Genomic DNA, 12,342 nt, shown 5'->3' on the forward strand with positions numbered 1-12,342 from the left:
ATGGCGTTGAGGACGCCCGCCGTGGTGGCAAGCGTGAGTGCGAGCAGGCGATCCTCACCGTGGGTACGGTGTTTTTTTCTCCTGAGGAGCATACAGTCAGATCCTGAAAATAAACGGAGCTTTATTATGAGTTATCACGCGCCGTTAGCAATCAGACCGTGACCCCGGCGACCGCCTTTTTTTCCCCGGGGGCACGTTCCGCCTCCGGGATGCCTTTACGGTCTAGACGACGGGCAGTATCACGGCCAGCATCCAAACGCTGGCCAGCCCGGTTACCAGTGTAGTGAATGGCTCAGCTCCTCGGAAGCGCCGCAGTATGCGATGCTTGGGTCAACAAGAGCCCACATCATGGCGTCTCCCGTACAGAAATCGCCAGCGCAGATCATACTGAAGCTCGCTTTAATAAGCCCCACAGTCACCCATACGTAAGGTTTTTCACGCAGAAGATTAGGCTCTGTGCTGCCACAGTTCAGGAAAAAGTCATGTCGGTATTCCTGCCGCCACTGCAGTTAATGACATTTTCTGTGTCGTGAGCCCATTCAAGGTCGCGGGAATGCATTATGGTGGGGATATTATAGCCCGTGCCGGATTGCTTTCTACAAAGTGGCCAGTGACTGCGATAGTATTTCAGAGGTCTGACATAAAGTTTAAATGCCACTTCATCGCAAAGACAGGAGCCGCTAACTACCACTGGAGTTCGCAAAAGCGTATTCCTCAATCAGTTTTCGGGCACACTGCGGTACCCGGACTGGCATGATCGTCCGCTTCCAAAAGTCTGACATAAAATGCACAAAGTCTGAGCAGTGGGGGCCGATATCCATTGAGGACTTATTTCATCTTAAGGAAGAAGATCATGGTCAGTACAGTAATCAATTACGGTATCACCGCGGACCCTGCAGTCAAAACCGGAAAGAGACGGGTATGATATCTTACTGGCGTAATAGTATATTAGCCTGCTGAAGACCGGTGAGAGTACTCTTACACCATCGCCGAGTCAGGAAGCGATCGACAAAAGCATGAATGACCTGCTGCAGTTGCGTAACAGCATTATCAGTCAGAGCAGAAGTCAGGTAAATGACATCAGTAATAACGTGGATGAATACTTTCCATCGCTCCAGGCGGATTCATTCCTTTCCCGAGAAGAAATGTCCGGCCTTATCGGAGCACGGTAAGGGTTGCCCATCACTCGAAGGCCGACTGCCGGAAAAAAAAGTCTCCTATTCAGAAGGCCATGTCCCTTTTTACACGACAATGAAACAGGAGGACGGATACATTTTTACCTGGTTTATTTCAGATCGTCCGCCTCTTTAACCGGCGTAGCTATTAATGGTTATTTTGTGCGGGACGCGCTTCGCTATATTTCCCCCGATGCTGCCTTCTACACTCTGCAGGATTTCATGAAGCTGAGTCCTTCGGGTTATGTCTGGAAAAGTTCACAATATCCCTTTGTGTTGGGTTCATCTGACTCCATGAATATCCGCAGGCTTCTTCTTCACAGCTGCGCGGTTATTTTTTTCGTTCTTACCGTCAGCCTCCTGGCGGGCTGGTTGACTTATGTCAGCACCGGTCTGATAAACACACCGCGGTTTGTGTTGAAATACTACTTGTATAAAAAAAAAGCTTTTACCTGGTGTATCAGCCTGTTATCAGTACACGAGACAGAAAGGTGGCGGGGCTGGAAATCCTCATGCGGTGCGGCAACAAAAAGGGGAATGAGGCATCGCCGGCGCATTTTATACCGCTTGCCGAACAGAGTGGAATGATTGGGGAGCTGACTTTGCAACTACTGGAGAAGGTGCGGGAGGATTTTGCTATGTTGTCAGCAAAAGGCCTCTATCTCGCCGTAAATATCACCTCCGAAATCGTCGAAAACCCCGGAACCTTTCGTAAATTACTGAAGTTTACCGAACATGCACAGCTCTAAGGACTGGACGTGCTTGTTGAGATTACCGAACGTCAGAGCTTCAGCCTGACAGAATAGCTGTCCGAAAAATTCGGCCTGTTACGCAAAGCCGGCCTGCATGTTGCCATAGACGATTTCGGCGGTGCCCCCGGAAGGCGGGTAAACGTACTGCATCATTCCCTCTGCTGAAGTTAACCTGGCCTCAGGGAGCAATCTTACTGTCTGAAGCCCGCCGAACGTCCATCATCAGGCAGCCTGTATTACGCAGATGCTAAACGTCAGCCCGGCCTGCCTCCGGGCCCGCCGCCAGTGCCATATCCAGTCGGAAAGTGGTACTATTCAGCTTAACGCCAGTAACAGCAGAACCATTTTTCTCATCTTCATCTCCTCAGAAGCTATCAGCGTATAAGACAGGATGTCAGGCCGAACACGTGGTTTGATAAGGTATCTTCAGGGGGAGCGAAAATTGATGTCCCGGTTCCGGAATGCAACATCGCTGCATCAGGGAATGTTATAACAATGGACACCTGCGTTTTTGTGTCGGTTTTATCCGGCGCCGTGAAAGGCGGCATGGAATTGTGCGTGTAATTATACGTCACTTTCAGGGCGAACCTTTTATTCTGGTCGACTCTTAAGCGGTTTCGGAATTGAGAATGGAATCCCTGGAAGCAAGCACTGAAACGCCCTGTATAAAATAAGCAGCGTCAGTGATTTTGTAAGAATAGCTGAGGGCAGTATAGAGAAGCGCATTGGTCGTTTCGTTTCCGTCAGTGAACTCATCATGCCTGACGCCAGGGCCGGCCTCAGCGCGTAGAGTATGAAGCGGCCCGCTGAATATCTGCCTGCCTTATCCGACTACCGTGGTGTAGCGGCCTCAGTACCCGTTGAATCTGTCGCCATACCACCCGTTCTGTCCGAAAAGGAAATTTTTGCCGTCCAGGTTATGCCGCAGGCGCAGGCCCGCCTGATATTTCTCGGAGGAACGGGTGTCATCAGAGCTGTAGTTGTAGGCTTCTTTCCAGAGGCTGTAAGCGTGGCCCTATCAAACCAGGTCAGCGTTGAATCAGCAGAAAGGGTGGATGTACGGGAATTACCTCCCTGATGGGCGTAGCTGCCCTGAACGTTATCTGCAAAATCACTTTCAGCCGTGGAAGGATCATCAGGAACGGTAAAAATGTCGACGCTGGCCGGGGCCCCCGCCGAAAAAAGGCTCAGGGCAAACAATGGCATGCCGCGCATTGAGGTCAATGCTTTCAATTCATCAGCTCACATGTAAAAAAATAAAGCTTATATGGACTGAAAATCTTTTCCTGCGGGAAGTCGCTAAGGCATCGTAAAAATCATTAAGGATTTCATAAAGATGGGAGGGGTTCTTCACGCCATTGCGTGACCTCGGCCAGCAGCACGACCGGCACACAGACGCGGGTCAGTCCGTTACCCAGCGCAGCCATGAGCGCGGGGCTCAGGGATCCGACCGGCGGGATGGTGCCTGGAGCCGGTCATCTTCCGAATCGCAGCGCCATTACCTGACTTAGGATGCCACCCTGACTCAGAAACAAAGGTGATGGCAGCCAGCGCGACCATCTGCATCAGCCGGGTCACAGACAGGCTCTCCATCCAGCCTGCCATCCGTCAGGGAGATGAAGCGGATGAGGGTACGGGTGCCTCAACTGCAGCGCACGCCGCCCGGCAGGAGCGCTGAAAAGCTGCATGGGAAAAATGGTATCCCGTAAAGAAGAGCGCATCAGTGCCCTGCGGGTGGAAACATCAATGTGTCAGGTGAGTAGCATCACCCTTTAATCCCTGAGTTGCCGCACCATTATTTCGCCTGTAAATAACTGGCCGACCCGCTTCCGCGCGAAACACCTGTTCTGTCATCAGGCAACGCCGCCCTCCCGGCGCGCGCCCATCACTTCCTCCCGAATACTTAGTTCCGGCCCCTGCGTAGTGGCTGTATGCCTCAACTGTGTTCCTCCAGAAAAAAATATCAGTGCCAGAACTTTCTGAAAAATTCTGATCCTAAGAAGTGCCTTTCTGCGCGGCAGAGGCCCGGCGCCCGGGTTAAACTGGGTTGTCCTGCAATCTGCACTGCTCGGGCATTTCTCTGAATGTTCCCTGAATGTGAAACCGCCGCTGGAAAATTATTGTCATCTGATCAAAAGTCTCATTTAGATATCTTTACGTTATAAGAAGTTAATTTACGTTGCGTTCATCTTTTGCCGATTTGTATCACGCCGGGGGTAATATGAAAATCATCGTGGGGAGTACGGGTTACCCTGAAAAAAGAAACATCCTGACTGACGGTTTACATGACTATCTGGACTACCGACTCAGGAATGTCTGGACCTGGGCCAACGCTGTCAGACAGAGGTTACTGCGCCGCAACAAACTGTTTATCTTTCGTCCATTTCCCTTTTTCTCCTCAGATGACGCCGACATCATTCATCTGTTCAATGAAGTCGCAACCGGTGCGGGCAGCTGGGTGGCAACCTTTGAAACCGAACTGCCCCGTGTCCTTCCGATCAGGGGGATTGATAAATTCACCAATCCCGAACTGTCCCGGGAGCTCAGGCATGTCAGCTCACCGGGCTGCAGGGGTATCATCGCTATATCGGAAGCCACCCGGCAAATCCAGTTGCAGTTACTTGAGCACTTTCCGGCTGAGCGGGCGGCTATCCTTCCTAAACTGCACGTCCTGCATCCCCCTCAGCCGGTTCTGCAGGAGAGGATCGCAAAGACGGTGGGAGGCCGGCTGACCTTTACCTTTGTGGGAAATGAGTTTTACCGGAAGGGAGGCGCTGAAGTCGTGCTTGCTTTCAGTCAGCTGCTCAGGGAAGGCGCGCTCAGCGCGAACGATGTGCGTGTCAATATCGTGGGCGACACGAGCAGGACGCACAATGTGGCGCACGGAAATTTTCAGGACGACGCGACGTTTCGGGGAAGCATCGAAAAAGCGCTCCGCGAAACGCCGGTCTTCCAGCCATTCACCTCTCTGGCCAACAACGCGGTACTGCAGCTTATCCGGTCCACTGACATCGGGCTGCTGCCCACGTGGCAGGACACCTACGGTTTTTCCGTCCTTGAAATGCAGGCGTGCGCCTGTCCGGTGATCACCACAAACATCCGGGCGCTACCGGAGATTAATCCGGACGAAGCGGGCTGGATGATACGCTGCCCGCTGAATGGATCGTTCGAATTGAGCGTAAAGTCTGAGGAAGAGAAACAACGGCTGCGCATAAGCATGGTAGAACAGCTTAAAAGGATAATTATGGATATCATGAAAAACAGGGCCCAGCTTGAGAGTAAGTCAGCAGGTTCATTAAGGCGCATACGCGCAGAGCACGATCCCCGTCTTTTTCAGCAGCGGCTGAACGCAGTTTACAGGGGAGAAAAAATGCCGGAACCTACCAGAAAATGAAGCATGTACCCGGATGGATCCTGGCATTCATTCTGGTCGCGACAGCCCTGACGCTGATACCCCATGGCATCCAGGTCGTCAGGGAGCACGTAAAACCTTGGGTGCAGTACTGCCGTGACCCTTTCACTGCCAGACATGCTGTCATCCGATGTGCGGATATTGAGCCCTGATGTCCCCGGACTGAGCAGCACGGAAGCCTCCTCAGAAAGAATTTAGATGACTGGCAGCGGCATGGCCAGCATCCAGAAGCTGGTCAGCCCGGTCACCAGCGAGGTGAGCAGCAGCGATCGCGCCGGCGGCAGAAAGCCATCCCAGCGACATCGATACGCCGGATGATGCCGGCGCCGGAGATACCCGCCCCATGCGGCGATTCTTTCACGCCGGTAATTAATGTAAACCATAGCAGTAAAAAAGCCCGCACAGCGAGTGAGTTAAAGCGCGGGCAATCTTTGGGGCTAACTATCGAACCCTCTGGTTTGTTACCATCATGCACTTTCCAGCAACAAAAGTTGCAATCTGAGCCGCCTGGACGAAGAAAATAAACCGCTTCCGAAAATGGAGCGGGCGTTCAACTGCAGTTTGTGATGTACAACATCACATCACTCATATTGAAGGGATATGGAACGCTATTAGAAAAAACTGAGAACGTTATATAACCTGAATTTAGTGTAATGGTATGATTTTTAGCATTAAGAATTAACCACGTATTTAAGTGTTAACTCTGGGATCTTATTGTAAATATCAGAAATCCTTAAGACAGTAAGTCCCGATTATACCTGAATACAGATGTGACAGTTTTGGGGGCAAAAAAAAGCCCGAGCAAGTGAGTCCGGGCGGCATAATTAAATGCCTGATATAGCAATAGAATGTTGGTAATTCCGAGGAGAACCGGAACGCTCTTATGATAGAGGTGGTTCCTGAATAGTCCAGTCGTTAGTCACAAAAAAACCCGCGCAGAGGCGGGTAAAAAATTCGTTCAATTAGAAATTCTCTTTTCGTACGCATAACGCTTGCTGTGTGTATATGAATACGTCGCTATTATAGCAACATAAACTTGAGCGTTTTGAAAAGTTCCATGATAAGAATTTACTGGATGGATTAGCCGATTTGGTGCGGTTTCAGAAGTGATAGTTTCGTAATTAAAAAAACCCGGCACTGATGGCGTCCGGGGTGCATATAGGGTGCCAATCATGATCAATCGGAGTATGCCGTAAATACAGAGAAGTAGAAGCGACATTTTGATATTAGGATGAGCCCGTAAAAATTCCAGCGAAGCGGTACAATCAGTGACGCAAATCTTTAGGTCAGTCAACTCAAAAACATACGCGCTGATATCGCGTTTGCTGAATTTTAAGGGCGCATTGTCTGCAGATCCAGAGGGATGACTGCGTCAGCAGTATTCGGACAATATCTTTAAACAATACAACGCCGCAAGCCCGGCAAGCTTTTGCTATTAAGCGTCGGAACAAATCAGGTTAGCGCTCGCGCATGGCTGAACCGCACGTTCAGGAAGGCCCGCAGGCGGTTAATATTTGCTGGGCCAGCCGCGTCACCTTTCAGCCATGACCGTCGAACCGTCTGTGCGATAGCTCTGAAGTAGTCGACGACTCTGTATGTTGAAAATAACACAATTCTCAGCAACAAGGTGGGTTGTCATTTGCCGGTCGACAAATTCCTGGTTGATTCAAGCCGATTAACTGTGTCATTAAAGAATAACCCGAACAAAAAGTTTCCACGACGGGATCATCATCAGGTAGCCCGACTCGGGCAGGTCAGTAACTCTTTGTGGCCAGTGCACATAATTATACCTATCATGAAAGCTGCAGGTTCTGCTACCTATCAAGCCTGACAGCCATGAATTAATTAAAATATTCTTTCTCAAATATATTCATCGGGTCACATATTCTGAATGTCACAGCCCCTTTTAGGGGGGATTATGATATCAGATTGAATAACTCAATTTGTTTTTGATCCCGCTGAGAGGCCTTACTGTACCTAGAAGATTTAGTCTGACCCTGTTAGTCGAAAGAAGTTTTTTGCACTCCGTATGTGATTAAATTAGAAAAATTGCGAGCGGGAAGTGAAAAAAGTCCACTTTACGCTAAAATTAATTTCCCGTTACTGGAAATTCAGGTCACATCAGACAGCTATGAACTATAATGACGTTCTTCCATGCGAAATGGTAGGGAAATATTTCTCTGGTAGTTTTTCATCTTATAAGAAACTCATGACGCAGGTTATCTCTGTTGAACGTAACGGTGGAGGTTTCCTTGTTACACATACTTTCAACGGCCGCATCAGGAAAACCGCCTTGTCTGTGTTCAGGCTTCGCTTTCCTTTTATTTCTTAACCGTTTTTACCCACGTGCTGTCATGGATATTCGATTTACATGACAGCTGGCTCTAATAAGCGTTGCGCTGAAGGCATCCTGTCAGCGTACGAAATCTCACTTTACCGAAAAGAGAAACTGCTGGGTATCCTGACATCAGAGGATATTGCGAACTCTCACCGGACAGTTCAGCATTACCGTATCGCTGACATAATACGGAGTCGATTTTAGGTCAGATAAATCCTTTATCCGGTTGCTGGATCATTAAAGTGTCCCGTGGGGAGGTAATGTCATCATCAGCGCATGAGGCAGCATGCCTTGCGATCCGCGGTTTACTGGAATGACCACATTTGGCCTTGAAAGGATCTATTGGGGAATTTTAATTTATACAGTTTCTTTAACCTATACTTATCTTTAATTCCGGGATTCAGATGAGGGTACAGATGAACAGTTTACTTACGGTTGAATATGAAGTTCAGATAAAAAGACTGGCTTGTCTGCATCAATCAGGAGAGGAATATCAAATCATCAAATCTGATATAAATGCAGCACTAATGCATCTGAGCGGAGAGATTGGTCTAGATCCCGGAGACCGAGTTGCGACATGGAGTGAGCTGCACACCTCTCTTAAGAGGTCTCTTTTAATCTCTGCTGACCCGCACTGGATTAATGTCATCCGGTTTGCCCTTTCAAGGATAAAATCCTACAAGCAAAATGCTCTTGTATCCCGTTCGGGTAAAAGAACGGCTCATACTTGATGGCTATTCAGGCGCTTCATAAGCTTAGTGGCTATCGCGCTTATTAGCATTAGATAGACCCCCGAAGATCCCTACTTTAATCTAAGGTCCCGTTTGCGCGGGCTGTTTTTCTGTGTGGTCAGTGAAAACTTTCTCTCAGAAAGACGCGCGCCAAAGCCGGTGAGCGGGGTTCAACTCTTGAATTGGAGTGGAGGTGTGACAGCAATGTTGCATAACGTTCGGCCTGAAGACCAGTCAGTAATATCTCATTGATTTGAGCCCCTGACAAATTCCTGCAAATTAAGATAACCGGGCTTTTGATCAGGTCGGTTACCTTGCAGACATGAAATCAGCCCGTTTCAGAGATGGCTTCCGGAAGCCAGCTTCTTCCATATGAGGCAGTGTATATCGTACAGGTCATTCTATCTAACACTCTAAACGGCAGCCTTTTACTGGTGTACTTGCGGCTTCAATCAGGTGGTTTATCGTTATATTGTAAAAATACTTCCTGCGGACTTTGGTCGCTATGCTTCCTGGTAAATTACGTCTCCGTACGTTGCTCATATTACTTTCCGTCGGCGGAGTTATACTGACCGCCTGCCTGCTGCTCGGATCGCTGCTGATTTTTCAGAAGGGCAACATTGAGGACAGCCTGCTTGAGAGTAATATCGCCTATGCGCGCAAGCTCGCCGACACCACCGATCGTTATCTGAGCACGGCGCAGCGTGAGCTCGCCTGGAGCGCCGGGCAGATTAAGGGGCTTAACGATCCGGGACACCTTCGGGACGAGACCGATCGCTTGCGGCTGCAGTCGGGCTTTTTTAATACCGTAGTGGTGGTTAACCGCGACGCCGTTATCGCCGCGACCTCGCCGGAAAGCCTTAGCCTCATCGGCATTAAGCTGCATTCCGACGCCAGCAGACGGGCAATCACCACGCAGAAGCCGTTTATCTCATCGCCCTTTACCTCTGCTACAGGTAACTACGTGATCTTCCTGTCGCAGCCTCTGTTTACATCGGACGGAAGTTATCTGGGCTACATAGGCGGCACTATCTACCTCAAAAAGCAGAGCATGCTGAGCGACATTCTCAGCCTGCATTTTTACGCCCGCGGATCCAGCGTCACCGTCGTCAGCAATGACGGCCTCATTATATTCAGTCACGACCCGGCTCGAGTGGGAAGCAGAATGGCGTTGAACTCAGCGTTGCAGAAGCGACTGGCCACCACGGATAGCGGGCGGTTCAGCACGGAAGTTGACGGGCAGAAGTTCCTGACGGGCTACGCCAGCCTGCATAATACCGACTGGAACATTTTCATTGCAGGAACCTCTGAAACAGTCCGGGATATCCTGGAGCGAACCGCAAAAAATGCGCTGTGGTTCCTTCTGGGGATCATTGTCCTGACGGTCGCTCTGGTGATCCTGGTGGCCGGGCGTATTGCCTATCCGCTGGAGAAGCTGGCCGGTATGGTGCGAAATGAAGGCAGTGAAGCGTCGTTCGATTCGGTACCGGCCTGGTATTATGAAGCCGACAGCCTGAAGGAAGCCGTACAGTATCACCGTCACGCGGTGGCGGCTCGCATGGCTGCGCTCAGCGACGAGGCCATGAGCGATCCGCTTACCGGGCTCTGCAACCGCCGTGGCTTTACGCTGCTGGCAGACAGGAACCGTGATGACGCAACTCAGTGCGTCATAGCCATTGACATCGACCACTTTAAAAAAATCAACGACTGGTACGGCCATGAAGCGGGTGATGCGGTACTGGTAAGCCTTGCCGGCCTGCTGCGGCAGACCTGCCGCGCGGGTGACGTGGTCAGCCGTTTTGGTGGAGAAGAGTTTATTGTCCTTCAGCCCCGGACGTCAGTGGAAGATGCGGCCCGGACAGCGGAGCGCATCCGCGAATTAGTCAGCTCCACAACGTTCCCGTACGTGGGGGTCATGACGGTTTCTGCCGGAGTAGCCGCGCTGGCAGACAGTGCCGGAGACAGGGATACGATGCTTCGCCGGGCAGATGAAGCACTCTATCAGGCGAAGAGCGCAGGGCGTAACGCGGTGATTGTAGCAGGTCCCTGGAGTGTCTGACGTCGTGAAGAGCAGGGATAATGAGCACTCTTCTTTTTTGGCAGCATTTCTGTCGCTGGGGGCCTGCGATGAAGGTCCAGAGCAATGTAAAATTCTTTGTGAGGGCCACCCCTCTGCGCTGTTTTTGTTGTTTGATGCTCAGCAACCGGAAATAGTGTGAGGAGTGACTCTGTTCTTTAACTGCATTGCTGCAATCAGCGCCATACATTAACAGAGAGAGCCTTTGCGGTTATAATGTGCATCTCTATGACCTGATTCGCAGGATAAGCAACAGCACTGTAAAAAGGTTATGATAAAACTGGCTCCGAAGCATTTTCGGCTTCTTTCCCTGATGCAGGAAAGAGAATCGGTACCGGCAGACATAATGCCTGCCGTAATGGCGACGCTGATAAGACTGCGGCTGGCCGAATTTTTTTACGGCGAGGAATGGCGAAGGGTCAGTGAGCGCTACCGCCTGACGGCGAGGGGAAAAAGGGTTCTCATGGCGTACGATGCCAGGATTAAGCGGGACCAGCAACGCAGTAAATGTCAGGGAAGCAGCAGGCGGTGCGAGAAAAAACCTGAGTCTGACATAACGTAAAATTTGGCAGCAATTAAGCCAGTATACGTCAGCAGGCCGTACTTTGTTCCGGACTGCACACATGCTCCCACGTAAATAACTTTTTTTTATAAAAATCGTTTTTCTTTTCATTTTTCCCGAGCAGAAGAAGTCATTATCTCTGAATCCTGAGAGAACCACTGCTACAACGCTTATTGTAGCAGTGGTTCTTCTGCGATGATTTAACGTCTGTACGCTCCAGCTGATGTGTAGCAGGATATTCATCTGAGGCTCCCCCACAGATGACAGTCAGTAAAGTTATCTGTCTGCACGGTTTACAGATAGGCTAGTCATCACCCTTGACGAAGGGTTCACACGAACTAAGCTTCTCCTGATTCTAATAACAACTGCAGTATGAAATCCGCATTGCTATGCCGCGCCCATCAGCGCGGTTTTTTTTATGCTAATAATCACCTTCCTGACTGTTAAGACTCTAATCGTCAGGAGTGAAACAAATCATTAAATGTTTTTTTCATCTATGTTACCGTCATCCCGCGATCATCCTTGTCGCGAATTTCTTTGCTTTTTCCGCCCGACATACCTGGTCAGGTTACGGGACTTTTTTATCATCTCCCTGAGTCAGTGCCCCTTTTTTGCTTTTGCTGCCTATTAACGGCGTCGCAAGTTGAGTCCGGACTTCGGTAGCCCGCAGAATCTGATCCAGCTCCCCTTGAAGCTGGTACTGACTGTTCTGATGACGCGTTGCGCCATCAATGACCATCAGCACGGTTGCCTACATCCGCGCTTACCGGCTTAATACCGGCAACCGTATCATTGCCGAGCTTTAGGCGCCTGAAGAGGCATTGCGCAGCATGCACAGCCAGGGCATGTTGATGAGGTCATTGTGCATGCCCAGGCAGCCTTCCGTCAGCAGGGTAGCTCATTCCTGCGCGGCCGTTGTCAGCACTGACCACGCAGCTTCCAGCCCAGCCACTCGTCGAGTTCACCTTCCGGCAGCGGTCGGGAGTAGAAGAAGCCCTGCGCCTGGTCGCAGCCGTACTGCGTAAGTGCGTTAACCGTTTCTGCATCCTCCACCCCCTCTGCCAGCACCGTGTAATCCAGCTCCTTCAGCATCGCGATGATGCTACGCGCGATGATGCGCGATGCGGTGTCTGACGAGATTTCGCTGATGAGCGTGCGGTCCAGTTTGATGACGTCCAGCGGCATGCGCCGCAGGTAGCTGATATTGCTGTAGCCGGTGCCGAAGTCGTCCAGAGAAATGCCAAATCCCCTGAGCTTCAGCATCTCCAGACCCTGCATCGCCGCCGGGCTTTCAA

Annotated in this window: 8 protein-coding genes and 2 pseudogenes; 5 read left to right on the forward strand and 5 right to left on the reverse strand. The window is 50.5% G+C overall.

The window, feature by feature from the left end:
- Nucleotides 1-92, reverse strand: a pseudogene (locus tag H7A81_RS27780) (DUF1275 domain-containing protein); the annotation flags it as partial.
- Between the two features lie 1,535 nt (nucleotides 93-1,627).
- Here H7A81_RS27780 and H7A81_RS20755 point away from each other — a divergent pair.
- Nucleotides 1,628-1,924 carry an EAL domain-containing protein gene (locus H7A81_RS20755; protein WP_304622199.1) on the forward strand — a complete coding sequence of 99 codons (297 nt, stop codon included), beginning with the start codon at nucleotides 1,628-1,630 and terminating at the stop codon, nucleotides 1,922-1,924.
- 494 nt (nucleotides 1,925-2,418) lie between these two features.
- Here the strand turns inward: H7A81_RS20755 and H7A81_RS28030 are convergent.
- Nucleotides 2,419-3,142: pseudogene (locus H7A81_RS28030) on the reverse strand (YdiY family protein); the annotation flags it as partial.
- A gap of 325 nt (nucleotides 3,143-3,467) precedes the next feature.
- On the opposite strand from H7A81_RS28030, the gene H7A81_RS20765 reads away from it, so the two are divergent.
- A complete protein-coding gene (locus tag H7A81_RS20765; protein ID WP_156138039.1) occupies nucleotides 3,468-3,605 on the forward strand; it encodes a hypothetical protein in 138 nt (45 codons plus the stop codon).
- A 543-nt stretch (nucleotides 3,606-4,148) separates the two neighbouring features.
- Entirely contained in the window at nucleotides 4,149-5,321 is a 1,173-nt protein-coding gene (locus H7A81_RS20770) for a glycosyltransferase family 4 protein (protein WP_182058588.1), read from the forward strand.
- Nucleotides 5,322-5,533: 212 nt separating this feature from the next.
- Here H7A81_RS20770 and H7A81_RS20775 read toward each other — a convergent pair whose 3' ends face one another.
- Nucleotides 5,534-5,722: a hypothetical protein gene (locus tag H7A81_RS20775; protein WP_039328806.1), complete on the reverse strand. Its 189-nt coding sequence runs from the start codon at nucleotides 5,720-5,722 to the stop codon at nucleotides 5,534-5,536.
- Between the two features lie 2,371 nt (nucleotides 5,723-8,093).
- Between H7A81_RS20775 and H7A81_RS20780 the strand changes: the two genes are divergently transcribed.
- Both H7A81_RS20780 and H7A81_RS20785 read left to right on the forward strand, forming a co-directional pair.
- Entirely contained in the window at nucleotides 8,094-8,408 is a 315-nt protein-coding gene (locus H7A81_RS20780; protein WP_034823397.1) for a hypothetical protein, read from the forward strand.
- A gap of 505 nt (nucleotides 8,409-8,913) precedes the next feature.
- Nucleotides 8,914-10,467: a diguanylate cyclase gene (locus H7A81_RS20785; protein WP_182058589.1), complete on the forward strand. Its 1,554-nt coding sequence runs from the start codon at nucleotides 8,914-8,916 to the stop codon at nucleotides 10,465-10,467.
- Between the two features lie 244 nt (nucleotides 10,468-10,711).
- Here the strand turns inward: H7A81_RS20785 and H7A81_RS20790 are convergent, their stop codons facing one another.
- Both H7A81_RS20790 and H7A81_RS20795 read right to left on the reverse strand, forming a co-directional pair.
- Nucleotides 10,712-11,290, reverse strand: coding sequence for a hypothetical protein (locus H7A81_RS20790; protein ID WP_182058590.1), 579 nt, complete (start codon nucleotides 11,288-11,290; stop codon nucleotides 10,712-10,714).
- Between the two features lie 675 nt (nucleotides 11,291-11,965).
- On the reverse strand, nucleotides 11,966-12,342 hold a 377-nt coding region (locus tag H7A81_RS20795; protein WP_182058591.1), incomplete at its 5' end, for an EAL domain-containing protein.

Source organism: Pantoea sp. ME81, from assembly GCF_903970985.1.
GTDB classification, from domain to species: Bacteria; Pseudomonadota; Gammaproteobacteria; order Enterobacterales; family Enterobacteriaceae; genus Pantoea; species Pantoea communis.

Coding starts and splice junctions, on each gene's coding strand:
- H7A81_RS20765 (WP_156138039.1), top strand. CDS start 3,468: ATGGCAGCCAGCGCGACCATCTGCATCAGCCGGGTCACAGACAGGCTC.
- H7A81_RS20780 (WP_034823397.1), top strand. CDS start 8,094: ATGAACAGTTTACTTACGGTTGAATATGAAGTTCAGATAAAAAGACTG.
- H7A81_RS20775 (WP_039328806.1), bottom strand. CDS start 5,722: ATGGTTTACATTAATTACCGGCGTGAAAGAATCGCCGCATGGGGCGGG.
- H7A81_RS20770 (WP_182058588.1), top strand. CDS start 4,149: ATGAAAATCATCGTGGGGAGTACGGGTTACCCTGAAAAAAGAAACATC.
- H7A81_RS20785 (WP_182058589.1), top strand. CDS start 8,914: ATGCTTCCTGGTAAATTACGTCTCCGTACGTTGCTCATATTACTTTCC.
- H7A81_RS20790 (WP_182058590.1), bottom strand. CDS start 11,290: ATGAATATCCTGCTACACATCAGCTGGAGCGTACAGACGTTAAATCAT.